22 protein-coding genes are annotated in these 19,823 nt (G+C 60.3%); 19 read left to right on the top strand and 3 right to left on the bottom strand.

Annotation, left to right across the window (positions count from 1 at the left end):
* Positions 1 to 51: 51 nt before the first annotated feature.
* A complete protein-coding gene (locus tag QU606_RS27905) occupies positions 52 to 696 on the bottom strand; it encodes an HD domain-containing protein (RefSeq protein WP_069076841.1) in 645 nt (214 codons plus the stop codon).
* Positions 697 to 808: 112 nt separating this feature from the next.
* Here QU606_RS27905 and QU606_RS27900 point away from each other — a divergent pair, with 112 nt between their 5' ends.
* The 6 genes from QU606_RS27900 (at position 809) to QU606_RS27875 (ending at position 6,855) form a co-directional block, all read left to right on the top strand.
* Positions 809 to 1,288 (top strand): GNAT family N-acetyltransferase, encoded by a 480-nt coding sequence (locus tag QU606_RS27900; protein WP_041161286.1) that lies wholly within the window; start codon positions 809 to 811, stop codon positions 1,286 to 1,288.
* A 148-nt stretch (positions 1,289 to 1,436) separates the two neighbouring features.
* Entirely contained in the window at positions 1,437 to 2,258 is an 822-nt protein-coding gene (locus QU606_RS27895; RefSeq protein ID WP_069076840.1) for an SDR family oxidoreductase, read from the top strand.
* Positions 2,259 to 2,294: 36 nt separating this feature from the next.
* Entirely contained in the window at positions 2,295 to 3,281 is a 987-nt protein-coding gene (locus QU606_RS27890) for a substrate-binding domain-containing protein (RefSeq protein ID WP_024076941.1), read from the top strand.
* Positions 3,278 to 4,777: an L-arabinose ABC transporter ATP-binding protein AraG gene (gene araG / locus QU606_RS27885; RefSeq protein ID WP_024076940.1), complete on the top strand. Its 1,500-nt coding sequence runs from the start codon at positions 3,278 to 3,280 to the stop codon at positions 4,775 to 4,777. The genes QU606_RS27890 and araG overlap by 4 nt, the downstream gene beginning before the upstream one ends.
* A 19-nt stretch (positions 4,778 to 4,796) precedes the next feature.
* On the top strand, positions 4,797 to 5,762 hold the full coding sequence (gene araH, locus QU606_RS27880; protein ID WP_024076939.1) for an L-arabinose ABC transporter permease AraH: 966 nt from the start codon (positions 4,797 to 4,799) through the stop codon (positions 5,760 to 5,762).
* Between the two features lie 289 nt (positions 5,763 to 6,051).
* Positions 6,052 to 6,855 (top strand): IclR family transcriptional regulator, encoded by an 804-nt coding sequence (locus tag QU606_RS27875; RefSeq protein WP_069076752.1) that lies wholly within the window; start codon positions 6,052 to 6,054, stop codon positions 6,853 to 6,855.
* Here the strand turns inward: QU606_RS27875 and QU606_RS27870 are convergent, their stop codons facing one another.
* Positions 6,856 to 7,908, bottom strand: a complete 1,053-nt coding sequence (locus tag QU606_RS27870) for an NAD(P)-dependent alcohol dehydrogenase (RefSeq protein WP_024076937.1) — start codon at positions 7,906 to 7,908, stop codon at positions 6,856 to 6,858.
* Between the two features lie 182 nt (positions 7,909 to 8,090).
* On the opposite strand from QU606_RS27870, the gene QU606_RS27865 reads away from it, so the two are divergent.
* A complete protein-coding gene (locus QU606_RS27865; protein ID WP_102625743.1) occupies positions 8,091 to 8,984 on the top strand; it encodes an AraC family transcriptional regulator in 894 nt (297 codons plus the stop codon).
* 108 nt (positions 8,985 to 9,092) lie between these two features.
* On the opposite strand, the gene QU606_RS27860 is transcribed toward QU606_RS27865, so the two are convergent.
* Positions 9,093 to 10,757 (bottom strand): electron transfer flavoprotein-ubiquinone oxidoreductase, encoded by a 1,665-nt coding sequence (locus QU606_RS27860; RefSeq protein ID WP_024076935.1) that lies wholly within the window; start codon positions 10,755 to 10,757, stop codon positions 9,093 to 9,095.
* Positions 10,758 to 11,290: 533 nt separating this feature from the next.
* Here QU606_RS27860 and QU606_RS27855 point away from each other — a divergent pair.
* The 12 genes from QU606_RS27855 (at position 11,291) to QU606_RS27800 (ending at position 19,784) form a co-directional block, all read left to right on the top strand.
* A complete protein-coding gene (locus QU606_RS27855; protein WP_024076934.1) occupies positions 11,291 to 12,040 on the top strand; it encodes an electron transfer flavoprotein subunit beta/FixA family protein in 750 nt (249 codons plus the stop codon).
* A gap of 2 nt (positions 12,041 to 12,042) precedes the next feature.
* A complete protein-coding gene (locus QU606_RS27850) occupies positions 12,043 to 12,972 on the top strand; it encodes an electron transfer flavoprotein subunit alpha/FixB family protein (protein ID WP_024076933.1) in 930 nt (309 codons plus the stop codon).
* 191 nt (positions 12,973 to 13,163) lie between these two features.
* A complete protein-coding gene (locus tag QU606_RS27845; RefSeq protein WP_304997855.1) occupies positions 13,164 to 13,979 on the top strand; it encodes an ABC transporter substrate-binding protein in 816 nt (271 codons plus the stop codon).
* Between the two features lie 9 nt (positions 13,980 to 13,988).
* On the top strand, positions 13,989 to 14,351 hold the full coding sequence (locus tag QU606_RS27840) for a DUF4398 domain-containing protein (RefSeq protein WP_024076931.1): 363 nt from the start codon (positions 13,989 to 13,991) through the stop codon (positions 14,349 to 14,351).
* Positions 14,348 to 15,163 (top strand): OmpA family protein, encoded by an 816-nt coding sequence (locus QU606_RS27835; protein WP_024076930.1) that lies wholly within the window; start codon positions 14,348 to 14,350, stop codon positions 15,161 to 15,163. The genes QU606_RS27840 and QU606_RS27835 overlap by 4 nt, the downstream gene beginning before the upstream one ends.
* 252 nt (positions 15,164 to 15,415) lie before the next feature.
* On the top strand, positions 15,416 to 16,855 hold the full coding sequence (locus tag QU606_RS27830; RefSeq protein WP_024076929.1) for a PLP-dependent aminotransferase family protein: 1,440 nt from the start codon (positions 15,416 to 15,418) through the stop codon (positions 16,853 to 16,855).
* Positions 16,856 to 16,958: 103 nt separating this feature from the next.
* A complete protein-coding gene (locus QU606_RS27825) occupies positions 16,959 to 17,450 on the top strand; it encodes a translation initiation factor 2 (RefSeq protein WP_277378615.1) in 492 nt (163 codons plus the stop codon).
* Between the two features lie 161 nt (positions 17,451 to 17,611).
* A complete protein-coding gene (locus tag QU606_RS27820; protein WP_024076927.1) occupies positions 17,612 to 17,866 on the top strand; it encodes a YkgJ family cysteine cluster protein in 255 nt (84 codons plus the stop codon).
* Positions 17,867 to 17,906: 40 nt separating this feature from the next.
* Positions 17,907 to 18,512 (top strand): START domain-containing protein, encoded by a 606-nt coding sequence (locus tag QU606_RS27815; protein ID WP_024076926.1) that lies wholly within the window; start codon positions 17,907 to 17,909, stop codon positions 18,510 to 18,512.
* Between the two features lie 103 nt (positions 18,513 to 18,615).
* Positions 18,616 to 18,852 (top strand): hypothetical protein, encoded by a 237-nt coding sequence (locus QU606_RS27810; RefSeq protein ID WP_041161285.1) that lies wholly within the window; start codon positions 18,616 to 18,618, stop codon positions 18,850 to 18,852.
* Positions 18,853 to 19,082: 230 nt separating this feature from the next.
* The gene (locus QU606_RS27805) at positions 19,083 to 19,424 is read left to right on the top strand and encodes a ribonuclease E inhibitor RraB (protein WP_015885395.1); all 342 of its coding nucleotides are present in this window, start codon (positions 19,083 to 19,085) and stop codon (positions 19,422 to 19,424) included.
* A 24-nt stretch (positions 19,425 to 19,448) separates the two neighbouring features.
* The gene (locus QU606_RS27800; RefSeq protein ID WP_150056489.1) at positions 19,449 to 19,784 is read left to right on the top strand and encodes a hypothetical protein; all 336 of its coding nucleotides are present in this window, start codon (positions 19,449 to 19,451) and stop codon (positions 19,782 to 19,784) included.
* Positions 19,785 to 19,823 lie beyond the last annotated feature (39 nt).

Below are 19,823 nucleotides of genomic sequence, written 5' to 3'. Positions count from 1 at the left end.
TGTTCTGTGGTTGGTGGTGCTTGCGTTAGCCGGCAACGGAGTAAGGCCGGTTTACAGTGCGCCGATCTCCTCGATAAACGTCTCCATGAATCCCTTGAGCCGATGGTGGCGGGCTTGTGCCAGGCGCTGGCCGGTCGGCGTTTGAAATCCGTCGGCCAACGACAATAATTTGGTCTGGAAATGGTCCAGGCAAAAACGTTTGTCGTCGTACTCGCGGTGGCGTGCCGTGGGGTCGGCCGGGTCATACAAACCGCTGCCCATGCGCCCGGCGGTGTAGAACGTGCGGGCTACGCCGATCATGCCCAGGGAGTCGAGGCGATCGGCGTCCTGCGTGATCTTGGCCTCCAGGGTCCGAGGCTCCAAACCAGCGGAAAAACTATGGGTGGCGATGGCGTGGGTCACGGCGTCGACCCTGGAGGCAGGCCAGCCGAGCAACTGTAACGTCTGCGCCGCCTTGTCGGCGGCCAACTGCGAGGCTTTCGAGCGCAACGGTGAGTTTTTCTCGACGGCCACGCAGTCGTGCAGCAATACCGCCGCCAGCAACACCTCCAGATCACCGCCTTCCTGCGCCTGGATCAAGCGTGCGTTGTGCCATACGCGCTGCAGGTGCGACAGATCGTGGGCGCCATCTTCCGAAGGCCCGAGGGCATGGGGCAGTAAGGTGGCGGCGAGGTCGGGCAGGGGCGCGAAGGGCATGGGGCTTCTCATCAGGCGGTGGGCCAACAGGGTAGTCGCGATTGAAATTGCACTGCAATCGGTGATGAAACCGTCTTAGTATGTGGCCTTTGAATTTGCCCAAGGTTCGCCCATGACCATTGAGATTCGCCCCGCCGTGCCCAGCGATGCTGCACAGATCCTGACGTTTATCACCGAGCTTGCCGAGTATGAAAAGGCCCGGCATGAAGTGATTGCCAGTGTGGTGGATATCGAGCGCAGCCTGTTCAGCGAGGGCGCTACTGCCCATGGCCTGATCTGCTCGCGGGACGGCTTGCCAATCGGATTCGCGGTGTTCTTTTTCAGCTATTCCACCTGGTTGGGCAGCAATTGCCTGTACCTCGAAGACCTCTACATCAACCCGGAGCAGCGCGGCGGCGGGGCGGGCAAGAAGCTGCTGCGCCACCTGGCGAAGATCGCCTGCGACAACGGGTGCGGGCGCTTTGAGTGGAGCGTGCTGGATTGGAACGAGCCGGCGATTGCCTTCTATAAGTCCATCGGGGCCCAGCCGCAGGAGGAGTGGGTGCGCTATCGGATGGAAGGTGATGCCCTGAGGGATTTCGCCCAGGGCTGATACCCCTCGTGAACCGGCCAGCAAGGCCGGTTTTTTTATATCTATGCTCACTATGTGGGATGCAAATTTATATATTGAGATATTTTGGCTTTCGGGTTTATAGTCGGCGGCATCAGCACTCACTACCAAAAATAAAACAGGTGAAGCGATGCAGGCACAACCGTTGTCACTCCCCGCCGTACCCGAGCCGACTTACGGCGATCGGCTGAAAAACAAGGTGGTGATCGTCACTGGCGCCGCCCAAGGCATTGGCGAGGCGATCGTTGCCTGTTTCCAGGCCCAGCAGGCGCGCCTGGTGATCGCGGATATCCAGGGCGCAAAGGTCGAGGCTGTCGCTGCCCATTGGCGTGAACGCGGCGCCGAAATCCATGCACAGCCCGTCGACATCACGTCCAAGGAGCAGTGGCAGGCGTTGGTCAATGTGGCCATCGAGCGCTTTGGCCGCGTGGATGTGCTGGTCAATTGTGCCGGGGTCAATGTGTTCCGCGACCCTCTGGAAATGACCGACGAAGACTGGCGTCGCTGCTTTGCCATCGACCTCGACGGCGCGTGGTACGGCTGCCGTGCAGTGTTGCCGCACATGATCGAGCAGGGCATCGGCAACATCATCAACATCGCTTCCACCCATTCCAGCCACATCATTCCCGGCTGCTTTCCCTATCCCGTCGCCAAGCACGGCCTGCTCGGCCTGACCCGCGCCCTTGGTATCGAGTACGCGCCCAAGGGCATCCGCGTGAATGCCATCGCGCCGGGCTATATCGAGACCCAGCTCAACGTCGACTACTGGAACGGCTTCCCCGACCCGCATGCCGAGCGCCAGCGCGCGTTCGACCTGCACCCGCCCAAGCGTATCGGCCAGCCCATCGAGGTGGCCATGAGCGCGCTGTTCCTGGCCACTGACGAGGCGCCTTTTATCAACGCCACCTGCCTGATGATCGATGGCGGGCGCTCCGTGATGTACCACGACTAGACGTCGCCGCCCCAATAACAACAAGAGGTGCCATTCATGAAAAAAGGAATACGCGTTCTCGCCGCCGCTATTGCGTTAAGCGGCTTCAGCGCATTGGCCTGTGCCGAAGAAGTGAAGATCGGCTTCCTGGTCAAGCAGGCGGAGGAACCCTGGTTCCAGACCGAATGGGCCTTTGCCGAAAAGGCCGGCAAGGACCAGGGCTTTACCGTGATCAAGATCGCCGTGCCGGACGGTGAGAAAACCCTCTCGGCCATCGACACCCTGGCCGCCAATGGCGCCAAGGGCTTTGTCATCTGCCCGCCGGATGTGTCCCTGGGCCCGGCAATCATGGCCAAGGCCAAGCTCAATAACCTGAAAGTGCTGGCGGTGGACGACCGCTTTGTCGACGCCAAGGGCAAGCCCATGGAAGACGTGCCCTACGTCGGCCTGGACGCCTACAAGATCGGCCAGAAACAGGGCGAAGCCATGGCTGCGCAAGCCAAGCAGCGCAACTGGGACTGGAAGGACACTTACGCGGTCATCAACACCTTTGACGAGTTGGAAACCGGCAAGAAACGCACCGACGGTTCGGTGGAGGGCCTCAAGGCCGCCGGGTTGCCGGCCGACCATATCCTGTTCAGCGCACAGAAAACCCTCGACGTCCCCGGTAGCATGGATTCCACCAACTCTGCCTTGGTCAAACTGCCCCGTGGCGCGAAAAACCTGATCATCGGCGGTATGAACGACAGCACCGTGCTCGGTGGCGTGCGCGCCACCGAAAGCGCCGGCTTCAAGGCGGCGAATGTGATCGGCGTGGGCATCAACGGCACCGACGCCATCGAAGAACTGAAAAAATCCGACACCGGCTTCTACGGCTCGATGCTGTTGAGCCCGGATGCCTCCGGCTATAAAACGGCCACGGCGATGTTCGAGTGGGTAACCAAAGGGACTGAGCCGGCCAAGTTTACCGCCCTGGATAACGTGACGCTGATCACCCGCGCCAACTTCAAGGCTGAACTGAGCAAAATAGGGTTGTGGAAATGAACGGGGCGGCTCTGCGGTTCGACGGCATCGGCAAGGAATTTCCCGGGGTCAAGGCGCTGGCGCAGATCAGCTTTGAAGCGCGTCCGCACCAGGTGCATGCGCTGATGGGGGAGAACGGTGCGGGTAAGTCGACCCTGCTGAAAATCCTCGGGGGGGCCTATATTCCCAGCAGCGGCACGGTGCATATCGGCGAGCAGGCCATGGATTTCAAATGCGCCGCCGACAGCATCGCCAGCGGCGTCGCGGTGATTCACCAGGAACTGCACCTGGTACCGGAAATGACTGTCGCGGAAAACCTGTTCCTCGGGCATTTGCCGTCGCGCTTCGGCGTGGTCAATCGTAGCCTGCTACGCAAGCAGGCCCTGGCCTGTCTCAAGGGCCTGGCCGATGAAATCGACCCCGAGGAGAAGCTCGGGCGCCTGTCCCTGGGCCAGCGCCAACTGGTGGAGATCGCCAAGGCCCTGTCCCGCGGCGCCCATGTGATTGCGTTCGACGAGCCCACCAGCAGCTTGTCCGCCCGGGAAATCGACCGCTTGATGACCATCATCGGACGCCTGAGGGACGAGGGCAAAGTGGTGCTCTATGTGTCCCACCGCATGGAAGAGGTATTCCGCATCTGCAACGCGGTGACGGTGTTCAAGGACGGCCGCTACGTGCGCACCTTCGACGACATGAGTGCGCTGACCCACGACCAACTGGTGACGTGCATGGTCGGTCGCGATATCCAGGACATCTACGACTATCGCCCGCGTGAGCGCGGTGATGTGGCGCTGAAGGTCGACGGCCTGCTCGGCCCTGGCCTGCGCGAACCGGTGAGTTTCGCGGCGCACAAGGGCGAGATCCTCGGCCTGTTCGGGCTGGTCGGCGCCGGGCGGACCGAGCTGTTGCGCCTGCTCAGCGGGCTGGAACGCAGCAGCGCCGGGCAGTTGCAATTGTGCGGTGAACCGCTGCAACTGCGTTCACCGCGCGATGCCATCGCCGGCGGCGTGTTGCTGTGCCCTGAAGACCGTAAGAAGGAAGGCATTATTCCGCTGTCCAGCGTCGCGGAGAACATCAACATCAGCGCCCGTGGTGCCCACGCATCGTTCGGCTGGTTGTTGCGTGACGAGTGGGAAACCGGCAACGCCGACCACCAGATCAAGGCGATGAAGGTCAAGACGCCGAACGCGGAGCAGAAAATCATGTTCCTCTCGGGCGGCAATCAGCAAAAGGCCATTCTGGGTCGCTGGCTGTCGATGCCGATGAAGGTCCTGCTGCTGGACGAACCGACGCGCGGCATCGATATCGGCGCCAAGTCGGAGATCTACCAGATCATCCATAACCTGGCGGCCAGCGGTATTGCGGTGATCGTGGTGTCCAGCGACCTGATGGAAGTAATGGGCATCTCCGACCGCATCCTGGTGATGAGCGAAGGCGCCCTCACTGGCGAATTGACCCGCGATCAAGCGGATGAAGCACGGCTGCTGCAACTGGCTCTCCCGCGTTCGCGGGCTTGAAGAATAAGAGGGTTTGGGTATGTCTCAGGTAAAAACTGCAAAGGGCTTCTGGCCGGGTTTCAACCAGCGCAAGTTTCTCGATGATTGGGTCATGCTGTTGGCAGCCCTGAGCATCTTTGTGCTCAGCGCGCTGTTCATCGACAATTTCCTTTCGCCGCTGAATATGCGCGGTCTGGGCCTGGCGATTTCCACCGTGGGTATTGCGGCGTGCACCATGCTGTTCTGCCTGGCCTCGGGCCACTTCGACTTATCGGTGGGCTCGGTGATCGCTTGCGCCGGCGTGGTGGCGGGGATCGTGATCCGCGACACCGACAGCGTGGTGCTCGGCGTGTCCGCGGCGTTGGCCATGGGCCTGGTGGTGGGGCTGATCAACGGCATCGTGATCGCCAAGCTGCGCATCAATGCATTGATCGCGACCTTGGCGACCATGCAGATCGTGCGCGGCCTGGCCTATATCTTCTCGAACGGCAAGGCCGTGGGGGTGATGGACGAGCGCTTCTTCGTGTTCGGCAACGGCCAATTGCTGGGCGTGCCGGTGCCGATCATTATCACCGTGCTGTGCTTTGTGTTCTTCGGCTGGCTGCTCAACTACACCACCTATGGGCGCAACACCATGGCCATTGGCGGTAACCAGGAAGCGGCGTTGCTCGCCGGGGTCAACGTCGACCGCACCAAGATCATCATCTTTGCCGTTCACGGCTTGATCGGCGCGTTGGCTGGGGTGATCCTCGCCTCGCGCATGACCTCGGGCCAGCCGATGATCGGCCAGGGCTTCGAGCTGACGGTGATTTCGGCGTGTGTGCTGGGTGGGGTGTCGTTGAGTGGTGGCATCGGCATGATTCGCCACGTGATTGCCGGGGTGTTGATCCTGGCGATCATCGAGAATGCGATGAACCTGAAGAATATCGATACCTTCTACCAGTATGTGATCCGCGGTTCGATCCTGTTGCTGGCGGTCATCATCGACCGCATGAAGCAGCGCTAGACCGAATACCTCAGGCCCCCTGTGGGAGGGGGCTTGCCCTAATGCCGTTCAGTTAAGCGTACATCGCCTTCTTGTAGGAGCGAGCTTGCTCGCGAAAAACGTCAACGATCACGCGTGTTTCCTGAATCAACGCGGCGCCTGTGAGTTCTTCGCGAGCAAGCTCGCTCCTACAAAAAGCCTTAACTGAACGGCATTCGGGCAAGTCCCCTACCACACTTGGATCGACGCTGTGTTCGCGTTCAGCATTTGCCATAATGGCGCCGTTTTCGTACTTCCCAATAGGCCCGATATGCAGGAAACCGCCCACACCCCCGTCAAAGACGCCGCCCCCACCGGCACCCAGACCCTGCTGCGTGGCCTGGGCGTCGTGCAAGCGGTGGCCGCGGGTGCACGGGATCTCAAGGAGATCGCCAAGCGCATCGGCACCACCCGCAGCACCACGCACCGCCTGGCCAGTTGCCTGGTGGACGAGCGTTACCTGCGCGTGGTGCCGCAAGTGGGTTACCTGCTGGGGCCGAAGCTGATCGAGCTGGGGTTCCAGGCGCGCGAAGAGTTGCCGTTGGTCAGCCTGGCCGTGCCTTACCTGGACGAACTGTCGGCCCTCACCGGTGACACCATTCACTTGGCCATCCGTGAAGACGACGACGTGCTCTACCTGCACAAGAACCCTGGCCGCTACGGCCCGGAAATGCGCTCGCGGGTGGGCCATCGCATGCCGTTGGCGCGGACCGGGGTCGGCAAGGCGATGTTGCTGGATGACACCGCCGAGGAGTGGCAGCGCCTGTACCAGGCCAGTTTTCCGCAGGGCGGCAAGAGCCAGCAGTGGCCGCAGCACCCGGAGCAATCCTGGGCGCAGTTCGAGCAGCGCATGCGTGAATACGTGGCGGGAGGGTATGCGTTCGATCTGGAAGACAACGAACCGTCGATCCGTTGCGTGGCGGCACCGGTGCGCGATGCCAGCCGGCGTATCGTCGCCGGCATCAGCATCGCCAGTACCGTGCCCTACATGCCACTGGAGAAAATGGCCGAGCTGATCCCTGTGATCAAACAGGTCGCAGCCCGGCTGTCTGCGGAGTTGGGCGCGAAAGCCTGATCAGGCTTTCAGGGTCGCCATGTCGATGACAAAGCGGTACTTCACGTCACCGGCGATCATGCGGGTGTAGGCCTCGTTGATCTGGCGGATATCGAGCATTTCGATGTCGCAGGTAATGCCATGCTCAGCGCAGAAATCCAGGACTTCCTGGGTTTCGGCAATGCCACCGATCAGCGAGCCGGCCAGGACTTTACGACCCAGCACCAGCTTGGCGGCGTTGACGGGCGGATCTACCGGCTCGATCAAGCCGACCAGGATGTGCACGCCGTCAAAGCGCAGTACATCCAGGTAGGGGTTGAGGTCGTGTTGCACCGGAATGGTGTCCAGCAGGAAGTCGAAGTGCCCGGCGGCGGCTTTCATCTGTGCGGCGTCGGTGGACACGATCACATGGTCGGCGCCCTGGCGACGGCCTTCTTCGGCCTTGCTCGCGGAGCGGGTGAACAGGGTCACCTCAGCGCCCATGGCCTTGGCGAACTTGATGCCCATGTGGCCCAACCCCCCCATGCCGAGGATGCCGACTTTATCGCCGGCCTTCACGCCGTAGTGCTTGAGCGGTGAATAGGTGGTGATACCGGCACAGAGAATCGGTGCGGCGCTGGCCAGGTCGAGCTTGGCCGGGATCTTCACCACGAAATGCTCGCTGACCACGATGCTGTCGGAGTAGCCACCCATGGTGTTGCTGCCATCGACCCGATCCGGGGTGGCATAGGTCATGGTCGGGCCTTCGAGGCAGTATTGCTCCAGGTCCGCCTGGCACGCGTCGCAGTGGCGGCACGAATCGACCATGCAACCGACGCCGACCAGGTCGCCGACTTTATGCGCGGTGACGCTGGTGCCGACGGCGGTGACTTTGCCGACAATCTCATGGCCCGGCATCAGCGGGTAGACGGCAATGCCCCATTCGTTGCGGGCCTGGTGGATGTCGGAATGGCATACGCCACAGTAGAGAATCTCGATTGCCACGTCATCGGCGCGCGGGCTGCGGCGTTCAAATGACATGGGGGCGAGGGGAGTGGTGGCCGATTGGGCGGCATAACCGATGGCGGTATACATGCAGAAAACCTCGCAGAAGCAGTGACAGATGAGGCGGGCCATTCTCCGCGCCACCCCCAGGTGCGGCCATGGCGATTGCTCCGAGTCTCATGCCTATTCCTCCGGGAGTGCCCCGGGTTTGGATCTATGTGTCGCCAGACCTGCGATGATGTTCCCATCCCTTTTTCGCGAAGTTTTTTGCCATGTTGTTGACCCGCCATCTCGACGCCAATGCCACGCTGGTTTCCTTGATTGAGGGGCTGACGTCCTGCGACGGTTTTTCCCCGACCCACCTGCCTGGTGTGCAAGTGCTGCGCGCCAGTTGCGATGTGGCACGTGGCCCGCAGATCTATGAGCCGAGCCTGATGTTCGTGGCCCAAGGCAGCAAGGTCGCCTACCTGGGCCCGCGCACCCTGGAGTACGGCGCCGGGCATTACCTGATCCAGGCGATGCCGGTGCCGTTCGAGTGCGAGACCTTCGCCCTGGCGCCCGGTGCGCCGTTGCTGGGTGTGACGGTGGGGATTGACCGGGTGGTGCTGGGGGAGTTGGTGATGGCCATGGGCATGCAGGCCGGTCCGCCGCCGACGGCGCAGACCTTGGAGTCGATGAGTTCGGTGGTGCTCGACGATGCGATGCGCGGCTGCGTCGAACGGCTGTTGCTGTGCCTGCATGATCCGCTGGAGAGCCGGATCATGGGGCCGGCGCGGGTGCGGGAATTATTGTTCACCGCACTGCGCGGGCCACAGGCCGATGTGCTGCGCGCGTTGGTGGAACAGCAGGGGCAATTTTCGCGAATCGCCACCTCGTTGAATCACCTGCATGCCCATTTCGCCGAGCCACTGAATATCGAGACGCTGGCGGGGTATGCGCACATGAGCGCGTCGACGTTTCATGAGCATTTCAAACGTTGCACGCTGTTGTCGCCGGTGCAGTACCTCAAGCGCTTGCGCTTGCTCAAGGCCCAGCAATTATTGCTGGTGGAAGGCATGGGGGTGGCGCAGGCGGCGCATAGCGTGGGGTATCAAAGTACGTCGCAGTTCAGCCGCGAGTACAAACGCTACTTCGAGCGCAACCCCGGCGAAGAGCGGGCTGCATAGTCATGTCAGGCAACAGCACAATCCAACTGTGGGAAGGGGGCAACCCCTCCTACAGTTGATCGAGTTTGATTCCATAAAAAAGGCTCCCGTTTGGGAGCCTCGTTTGGCTTACATATTCGGGTAAGTCGGCCCGCCCGAGCCTTCCGGCGTGACCCAGGTGATGTTCTGCGAAGGATCCTTGATGTCACAGGTCTTGCAGTGCACGCAGTTCTGGGCGTTGATCTGGAAGCGCTTCTCGCCATCTTCCTTGGTCACGACTTCATACACGCCAGCCGGGCAGTAGCGTTGCGCCGGTTCATCGTAGAGCGGCAGGTTGGTGCCGAGCGGGATGCTGGGGTCTTTGAGCTTCAAGTGGCACGGCTGTTCTTCTTCGTGGTTGGTACCGGAGATGAACACCGAGCTCAGCTTGTCGAAGCTCAACTTGCCGTCGGGCTTGGGGTAGTCGATCTTCTGGCAGTCCTTGGCCAGCTTGAGGCACGCATAGTCGGGCTTGGTGTCGTGCAGGGTGAACGGCATCTTGCCACCCAGGATGTTCTGGTCGAACCAGTTGAAGCCGGCGCCGATGATCGGGCCGAACTTGTGCATCGCCGGGCCGAAGTTGCGGCTGGCGAACAGTTCTTCGTAGAGCCAGCTGGCCTTGAAGCTGTCGACGTAGTTGGTCAGTTCGTCGCCGCCTTCGGATTCGGCAAACAGGCGTTCGGCCACGGCGTCGGCAGCGAGCATGCCGGACTTCATCGCGGTGTGGCTGCCCTTGATCTTGGCCACGTTCATGGTACCCAGGTCGCAACCGATGAGAGCGCCGCCCTTGAACACCATTTTTGGCAACGAGTTGATGCCGCCTTTGGCCAGGGCGCGTGCGCCGTAGCTGATGCGCTTGCCGCCTTCGAGGTACTGGGCCAGCACCGGGTGGTGCTTGAGGCGCTGGAACTCATCGAACGGCGACAGGAAGGTGTTGCTGTAGGACAGATCGACGATCAGGCCCACAACGACCTGGTTGTTTTCCAGGTGATAGAGGAACGAGCCACCGGTGTTCTCGTTGCTCATGATGTCCAGCGGCCAACCGGCAGTGTGCACCACCAGGCCAGGCTGATGTTTGGCCGGGTCGATTTCCCAGATTTCCTTGAGGCCGATGCCGTAGTGCTGGGCGTCGGCGTCGCTGTCCAGCTTGAAGCGCTGGATCAGTTGCTTGCCGATATGGCCGCGGCAGCCTTCGGCGAACAGCGTGTATTTGCCGCGCAGTTCCATGCCTGGGGTGTAGACGCCTTCTTTGGGATGGCCTTCGCGGTCGACCCCGAGGTCGCCGGTGATGATGCCGCGCACCACACCGTTTTCGTCGAACAGCGCTTCCTGGGCGGCGAAGCCTGGGTAGACTTCCACGCCAAGGTTCTCGGCCTGCTGGGCCAGCCAACGGCACAGGTTGCCCAGGGAGATAATATAGTTGCCTTCGTTGTGCATGGTCTTGGGCACAAAGAAGTCAGGCACCTTGGTCGAGGTGTCGGCGCTGCGCAGTACATAGATGTCATCGCGCACCACCGGGGTGTTGAGCGGGGCGCCGAGTGCTTTCCAGTCCGGGAACAGTTCGTTCAGGGCGCGGGGTTCGAACACGGCACCGGAGAGGATATGAGCGCCGACTTCGGAGCCTTTTTCGACCACGCAGACGCTGATTTCCTTACCGGCTTCGGCGGCCTTCTGCTTCAGTCGGCAGGCGGCGGACAGGCCCGCCGGGCCAGCGCCGACGATGACCACGTCGAATTCCATGTATTCGCGTTCCACAGGCTATCTCCTACTCAAGGCTCAACAGGCTTTTTTTCTAATGGGTGGAGGTTAGGTGTCATAACCGTCATCGCTGCTTTAAACAGCAGGGTATGACCCACCTTTCTCTCTAGGTGGCGCATTATATCTACACCACTCCCAGCGTCCAATACAAACGTTTGTTTGAATTGCTTGGAGGCTAGGTAAATCAAAGCAACGCGGCTTATGACTGACCATTTTGCCGTATTGACCAGAATAGGTGTTCCGGTCAATATACGGTCGGTTTTGCGCTTAGCGTAGGCAGACTGTAGGTTTCAAGAGCACGTCCAAAAGCAGGGCGAAGGCAAAACGGGTGACGCGCGTGCAAAAGATGGCGCGCAGTTTACACGCCGCGAGAAAGAATGACCTCCCAGTCACCACTGACGAACGGTCATCACTGGCCTGTCGCGGTGTCATTCGCCGACGTTTTTGGAGGTGCCCTTGTGTGCCGATGAGCATCAACCGCCAGGTTCGCCTAGGCGACTTTCTTTTCACCGGAGAGTAACGAGGAATCCATGAAGGTTCTTGTAGCTGTCAAACGCGTTGTCGATTACAACGTGAAAGTTCGCGTCAAGGCGGACAATTCCGGCGTCGACCTCGCTAACGTCAAGATGTCGATGAACCCTTTCTGCGAAATCGCTGTGGAAGAAGCTGTACGCCTGAAAGAGAAAGGCGTTGCGACTGAAATCGTCGTGGTTTCCATCGGCCCGACCACTGCTCAAGAGCAGCTGCGTACCGCCCTGGCACTGGGTGCCGACCGCGCCATCCTGGTTGAGTCCGCTGAAGAGCTGACCTCCCTGGCCGTGGCCAAGTTGCTCAAGGCCGTTGTCGATAAGGAACAGCCTCAACTGGTGATCCTTGGCAAACAGGCCATCGACAGCGACAACAACCAGACTGGCCAGATGCTGGCTGCGCTGACCGGTTACGGCCAGGGCACCTTCGCCTCCAAAGTCGAAGTGAGCGGCGACAGCGTGGCTGTCACCCGCGAAATCGACGGCGGCGCGCAGACAGTTTCGTTGAAACTGCCGGCCATCGTCACCACCGACCTGCGTTTGAACGAGCCGCGCTACGCGTCCCTGCCGAACATCATGAAAGCCAAGAAGAAGCCTCTCGAAGTGCTGACTCCGGACGCTTTGGGCGTTTCCACTGCCTCCACCAACAAGACCGTCAAAGTCGAAGCGCCGGCTGCACGCAGCGCGGGTATCAAGGTCAAGTCGGTGGCTGAACTGGTCGAGAAACTGAAAAACGAAGCGAAGGTAATCTAACAATGACTATCTTGGTAATCGCTGAACACGACAACAAGGTGCTGGCTCCGGCCACCCTGAACACCGTGGCTGCTGCCGCCAAAATCGGTGGCGACATTCACGTGCTGGTTGCAGGCCTTGGCGCTGGCGCCGTGGCTGAAGCCGCTGCGAAAATCGCTGGCGTGAGCAAAGTCTTGCTGGCTGACAACGCCGCCTACGCGCACCAGTTGCCTGAAAACGTTGCCCCTCTGGTCGCAGAGCTGGGTGCCGGCTACAGCCACATCCTGGCCGCCGCCACCTCCAACGGCAAAAACATCCTGCCGCGCGTTGCTGCGCAGTTGGACGTTGACCAGATCTCCGAGATCATCTCGGTTGAAAGCGCCGACACCTTCAAGCGCCCGATCTACGCCGGTAACGCCATCGCAACCGTACAGTCCAACGCTTCGGTCAAGGTCATCACCGTGCGCGCCACCGGCTTCGACCCAGTGGCTGCCGAAGGTGGTTCGGCTGCCGTTGAAGCCGTCGCCGCTGCCCACGACGCTGGCACTTCCAGCTTTGTTGGCGAAGAGCTGGCCAAGTCGGATCGCCCTGAGCTGACCGCTGCCAAGATCGTCGTATCGGGCGGGCGTGGCATGCAGAACGGTGACAACTTCAAGCACCTGTACGCCCTGGCCGACAAGCTGGGCGCGGCGGTCGGCGCTTCCCGCGCAGCCGTCGACGCAGGTTTCGTACCCAACGACATGCAGGTCGGCCAGACCGGCAAGATCGTTGCGCCACAGCTGTACATCGCCGTCGGTATCTCCGGCGCGATCCAGCACCTGGCCGGTATGAAAGACTCCAAAGTGATCGTTGCGATCAACAAGGACGAAGAAGCACCGATCTTCCAAGTGGCCGATTACGGCCTGGTGGCGGACTTGTTCGAAGCCGTACCTGAGTTGGAGAAGCTGGTCTAATCCAGCCGCTTCACTTATAAAGAGCCCGGTCTTTGGACCGGGCTTTTTTTTTGAATACCCCAAAACACTGTAGGAGCGAGCTTGCTCGCGAAAAACGTTAACGATGACGCGCACATTCTGGATGAACGCGGTGCCTGTGAGTTTTTCGCGAGCAAGCTCGCTCCTACAATAATCCTACGGAGAACCTCGCCATGGAACTGCGCCCCTGGGCCGTACTGCTGGGCTTCACGCTGCTGCCAGGCCTGGCGCTTGCCGCCGGTAAATGCGAGCGCCTGGTGATCACCGGCAGCCCGGATGCGCCGCCTTTGCTCTGGCGCGATCCCCAGGACCCCACGCACCTGATCGGCGCCACCGCCGATGTGCTGCAACAGGTGGCCAAGGACCTCGGGCTGAAAATCGACCTGCTCTACGGCGGCAAGCGCTCCATGGCCCTGGATGAAGTGCGCAGCGGGCGCATGGACCTCCTTGCCGACGCACCGTTGAACCTGGGTGAGCTGGAGAACCTCGATTACATCCACCCGGCGCTGGTGCAGACCGATTACCTGGTCTGGACTCGCAAAGACTCAACGCTGGCCTATACCACTGCGGCCGACCTGCACGGTCACCAGGGTGCAGTGTCGGAACGGGCACGATTGGGCCGCGACTTTGAAACCTTCGCCAGCCAGCAACTGAGCCTGCAACGCATGCCCACGTTGACCCCGGCGTTCCAGAAACTGCTGTTAGGGGAGGTGGACTATGTATTGGCCGGACGCTATTCGGGCATGGCCATGGCCCAGACCTTGGGCATGAGCAATGACCTGGTCGCTCGCGACGTTCCCGTCGACCAGCCCGGTCTGTACCTGGCGATTTCCCACAACTCGGCCTGCAATGATCCGTGGCTGCGCGGACAGCTGGCCAAAAAGATGACAGAATTGTCCGGGTCTGGTGTGACGCAAGCTGCGCTACAGCGCAACCTCGAGCGCTGGAAAGCGCAATTGCAACAACCCGTCGGCACCCCAACACAGTAGGGATTTCCAGTGATTTTTCGACCTCTTTTAGCGGCCCTCGCCGTCGTTGCTCTGGCGGGATGTGCAGCCGATCCTGCGCCGAATGAACAAATACGCCTCACCCAGCAAGCGTTGGAACAAGCCAACGCCGTGGGTGCCAACACCGATGAATCGCCCGAACTGAAACTGGCCGAAGACAAATTCGCCCAGGCCAAGGCCGATATGGCCGACCAATCCTACAAGGACGCGCGCATGCAGGCCGAACAGGCCGAGCTGGATGCGCGCCTCGCCGAAGCACACGTGCTGACCCGCAAGAGCCAGGAACAACTCAACGTGCTCAATACCCGCATCACCCGCTTGCGCAAGCAATTGCAGTTGGGAGAAGCCCAATGAGCCCGATGATCCGTGGTTTGAGCTGTGTATTGCTGCTGGGCAGCGCGGCGCTGGGCGGCTGTGCCAGCCACCCGAATGGCGAACTGGCCCTGCAACAGGCGGGCAGCGATTTCCAGAAGGTCAAGGAAGACGCGAATGTGCTGCGCTTTGCGCCCAAAGACGTGATCCGCGCCGGTGAATCCCTCGCCCGTGCCGATCGCCTGTCCAGCTATTGGGGCAGCGGTGCCGACGTGGTGCATTACGCTTATCTTAGCCAACGCTATAGCGCGATCGCCCGCGAACACACCGAGCAGGCGCTCAACCAGGAGCGCGGCGCCAAGCTTGAACTGGAACGCCAGCGCTTGCAGCTGGCCCTGCGTGAAAGCAAGTTGATCAGCGTGCAGCAACAGGGCAAATGGCTCGAAGAACAGATCGCCAGCCTGGCCACCACCCAGACCGATCGGGGCCTGGTAATGACCCTGGGGGATGTGTTGTTCGACACCGGTGAAGCAGAGCTGAAAAACTCGGCCAACCGCACGGTGTTGAAGATCGTGCAGTTCCTGCAACTGAACCCCAAGCGCGTGGTGCGCATCGAGGGTTACACCGACAGCACGGGCGGCGAGCAGGAAAACCTCAAACTGTCCCGCGACCGGGCGCAATCGGTGGCGGACGTGCTGGTCGACCTGGGCATCGACGAAAAACGCATCCAGGTCGAAGGCTACGGCGATCAGTACCCGGTGGAAGCCAACGCTTCCGAGCGAGGCCGCGCGCAGAACCGTCGGGTGGAAATCGTGTTCTCCGACGCCAAAGGCCAGTTGGGCGCCGCTCGCTGAAGCGTTGCGCCGTTCAAAAATGTGGGAGGGGGCTTGCCCCCGATGACGGCGTGTCAGTCAGCGAAACTGTTGACTGAACCCCCGTCATCGGGAGTAAGCCCCCTCCCATATTTGTTTGGGGGACACCCTCACAGTTTTTGCTGTCACTGCGGTCCGCGCTCGACTATTGTGGCAACTGTCCCCGTACACTTCTAAACTGTGCCGGTATGTTTCACACAAAAATAAAATACCCGTGAAATCGAGTGCTGCGTCATGACCAATCTGTTGCTTTACCAACGTATCGCCCAGCAACTGGCTGAGGATATCCGGCGCGGTGTCTATCAGCCGGGCGAGCGCGTGCCTTCGGTGCGCAAGATGAGCTCCCAGTTGAATGTCAGCCACGCCACGGTGTTGCAGGCCTACGCCAACCTGGAAGACCAGGGGTTGATCCGCGCGCGCCCGCAGTCCGGGTATTACGTGCACCAGACGCCCGCGCTCACGGCGCCGACGCCGGATATCGCGCGGGTCGAGCGCCCGGGGCTGGTCACCCGTAGCAGCATCATCCAGCAGGTGTTGGTGGAGTCACGTCGCGAAGGCGTCTTCCCGCTGGGCGCCGCCGTGCCGAGTGTCGATTACCTGCCAGTGCGCGCGCTGCACCAGCAGTTGGCCAAGGTCACGCGCTTCCAGAGCCCTCGCGCGTTCAGCTATATGTTCAGCCCTGGTTTCGAACCGTTGCGTCGCCAGGTGGCGATCCGCATGCGCGATGCCGGCGTGGTGGTCGACCCGTCCGAAGTGGTGATCACCCACGGTTGCGTCGACGCGTTGCAGATGTCGTTGCGCGTGTTGACCCGTCCAGGCGACCTGATCGCCGCCGAATCGCCGACCTATTACGGCTTGTTGCAACTGGCCGACCTGCTCGGACTCAAGGTTATCGAGATCCCCAGCGACCCGGCCACTGGCATGAGCCTGGAAGCCCTGCAACTGGCAGCCAACCAATGGTCGATCAAGGCCCTGGTGCTGACCACGCGCCTGAGCAACCCCCTGGGCGGCACCATGCCTGAGGAACGACAGAAACAGTTGCTGCGCCTGGCCTCGGATTTCGATATCCAGATCGTCGAGGACGATATCTACGGCGAGCTGATGTTCGAACTGGGGCGCACCAAGGCCCTGAAAGCCTATGACCGTCTGGATCGGGTGATCTACTGCTCGAGTTTTTCCAAGACCTTGTCCCCCGGTGTGCGCATCGGTTGGATGATCGCCGGCAAATACCAGCAGGAAATCCAGCGCCTGCAGATGTTCAGCACCCATTCGGCATGCAGTGTCACCCAGATGGGCGTCGCCGCGTACCTGGAGAACGGTGGCTACGACCGGCACCTTCGCTACATCCGTCAGGAATACCGCAAGAACCTCAGCGCTTTCCAGCTGGCGGTCCAGCAGTATTTCCCCGAAGGCACGCAGATGACCCGGCCTAACGGCGGTTTTATCCTGTGGGTCAGTTTGCCCGGGCGGGTCAATACCCAGGAACTGCATGTACGTGCCCTGCAACAGGGCATCAGCATCGCCCCGGGGCTGATCTTCAGTAACACCGAACAGTTCAACCACTGTATTCGCTTGAATTGCGGCACGCCGTGGAACCGTGAGGCAGAGCGCGCACTGATGACCCTGGGGATGTTGGCCAGCCAGTTGTGCCAGGAAACCGCAGCCGGTTTTTAGGCGCCCAAATGGGGCGGTACCGATCGCCGGCTGATCACCGCGCTTGTCATGCCGCGCACAACAAGCGAGCATATGGCCCTCTGCCGTTAATGCTGTTGGCGATATGACCTCTATTTTTCGTGCCTTTTTGGTGATTAGCCTCTTAAGCCTTGGCAACGTCGGCACTGTACTGGCGGCGACCCCTGTGCCGGGAGCCGCACCCGCAGTCAGCACCGAGCAGAAGACCCCTGCGAAAAAGCCGGCACCTGCGAAAAAAACCGCGCAGACCAAGAAGAAAGCGGCCACGACGAAAAAACGTGCGCCGGTCTCGAGCAAGTCCAAGTCGGCTCGCGAAGTGGCTCAGACCCAATTGCCACCGGCACAGTTGGACTTGTCCTTACCCTCGGACATGGTCAGGCACTTGCAACCCATTGGCACCATGGCCCAGCCGAGGAACGTGCCTCTGCTGCCGCCGATGTTTGGCGAAAAGCCATCCGATAACAGTGCGTTCCAGATCAACGGCCGCTTGCTCAGCAATGAGATGAGGCTGCAACTGCGCAACGAAGAGCGCCGCGAAGTCGAAGGCGCCGCGCTGGATTTCGAGTTCAAGCAGTAGACTTTCCGTCAAAGGTGACTTCGTCACTCGACCATCTGTCGCAGACTGGTCGGTCACTTTTGTTTTCTGCGAAAAACCCCTGTTAGACCATTTTAAAACGGCTGTTTAAGGGCGTAATCTAGCCCGGCCATCCCTATTGAGTCGTCGAGGACCTGCTGGTCATGAAATGCCGTGAAGGCTGTGGCGCCTGTTGCATCGCCCCCTCCATCAGTTCACCGCTGCCAGGAATGCCCCACGGCAAACCCGCGGGCGAACGCTGCCTGCACCTGTCGGTCGAACAGCTATGCCTGCTGTTCGGCCGTCCGGAGCGGCCGGCGGTGTGCAGTGATTTCAAGGCGGATATCGAGGTCTGCGGCACCGACCAGGCCGATGCGATCCGGTTGATCGGCTGGTGGGAGCAGATGACGGCGGCTTGATGGGCTTTACTATCGGAACTTCAACAATAAGGAATACACAATGGGTTCGCTGAAACGAATGGCTGTGTTGTGCGGTTTTACGGTGTTGTTTGCTGCTACTGCTCAAGCTGAGGATTGGCAGGTCGCCAAGGACGAAGACGGCATCAAGGTGTCGCTGAGCGAAATTGCCGGCTCCAAGTACAAGGCATATCGCGGTGTGACCGTAGTCAAGGCGCCGGTGGCCAAGATCGTGGCATTGCAGGAAGACGTGGCTGGCGCCTGCAAATGGATTCATGAGTGCAAATCGCAAAAACTGCTCAAGAAGGAAGGCGACAAGAGCTGGACCTATACCCAGTTCAAGGCACCGTTCCCGGTGACCGACCGCGATTCCATCCTGGAAATCACCACCTCCACGGCCGCCGACGGTAGCGTGACTCGCAAGCTGCTGGAAGTGCCGACCTACCAGCCGGAAGTGAAGGGCTACGTACGCGTCGCCCAGGTGGAGGGTTACTGGAAGCTGGTGCCCAAAAACGCCAATGAAACCGAAGTCACCTACCAGGTGCACACCGAGCCAGGCGGCAGCGTGCCTTCGTGGCTGGCCAACAAGTTCGTGGTCGACGCCCCGTTCAACACCTTGAAAGCCCTCAAGGAACGCGCTGAGCAGTAAGCGCAGTTGATCCGGTGCCTCCGACCTTGAGTGGAACGTTTGCCAGGCCCTCAAGGTCCAGATAGAGGTAAGCCCACACATGGGTTTTATCGAGGAGGCACCGATGCAAAAGTGGCAGATTACTTTCGTTGATGATCACGGCGTGCAGTCCGTGGAGCAGTTCACCTGCGAACAGAAGCCCAGCCTCGAAGACGCTGCGCACATGATTCGTAACAAGCTGGTGCCAGTGGCTGCCGAATTGAACCTCAATGACCTGGAAGGTCGTAAACCCGAGCCCACGGTCAAGATCCTCAAAGACCAGAACAGTATCCAGATCCTCGACATTTCTCCTGCTGTCTGAACATTTCCTGTATGCCTTTCAAGCGCCTCTGGTGGAGGTGATAGCTTCGCGCTACTCTGCAAGCGAGATCAGCGAATGAATCGCTAAGGTCTGGTCTTGTCAGCTACATGCTTGTTTTCCAGCGGTGATGTCATTGCCCCAGGTGATGTGATTGCCGTAGCCCCGCGCCAGTAGGGCGCGGGCTTGGGGAAGCACGGAAAGTCTATCCATCGGTCTGAGGAGGACGTTTCATGAGCACAGCCTATCAAGAAGACATCAGCACCAACGTTCTGCGCCGTATGAAAGAAGGCGGGTTCGATTTTTCACGGTTCCACCCCATCGAGTTCTACGCCATTTTCCCGGATGAGGAGCGGGCGCGCAGGGCTGCGGGTGAATTTCGTGGCGAATCGCTGAATGCCCAGGTCAGCGCGCGCGACGATGGTGCCTGGTACTTGGAACTGAGCAAGATCATGTTTGCAACCTACGACGGCATAGGAGACTTCGAGCAGGACTTTGAGGCGGTGGTCGAGCCCTTGGGCGGGATCATCGAGGGATGGGGGGTCAAGCAGGAGGTGCGTGGCTTACCCATGTAAATTTCCATCATGTAGTCAGGTTTTATGAGCAGCGAAGTGTATCGGCTGACCTTTTGGGTCGGCCGATTTTGTTTGGGCGCCAATAAAACTATTCGGAACTTGCGCGTGTTTTTTGGGCACCAAAAAAAAGCCACCCGAGCAGGGTGGCCTAAAGGGAAGAGCGGTTCGCTGACGTGGCAGGACGCATCCTGTTCAGCCGATGGGGACGATTATCCGCAGGCTTGGCCGGGCAGTGAAATCAACTCTGGCTATGCTGTTGATAGTCAAAGCCCGCCTTGTGATGAAGCAATGGGCATGACGCCGGGCGTTCTGCGCACCAGGAAGGTGCGACATGGCGCTTCTATTAATTCAACGGCTTGATTTATAAGTGTTTATGCCGCTGGCACGGGCCTTGCGATG

It is taken from the genome of Pseudomonas sp. OVF7, assembly GCF_030644265.1.
In the GTDB taxonomy this organism is placed as follows: domain Bacteria; phylum Pseudomonadota; class Gammaproteobacteria; order Pseudomonadales; family Pseudomonadaceae; genus Aquipseudomonas; species Aquipseudomonas gorinensis.
This window is presented reverse-complemented; position numbering and strand designations above follow the sequence as displayed.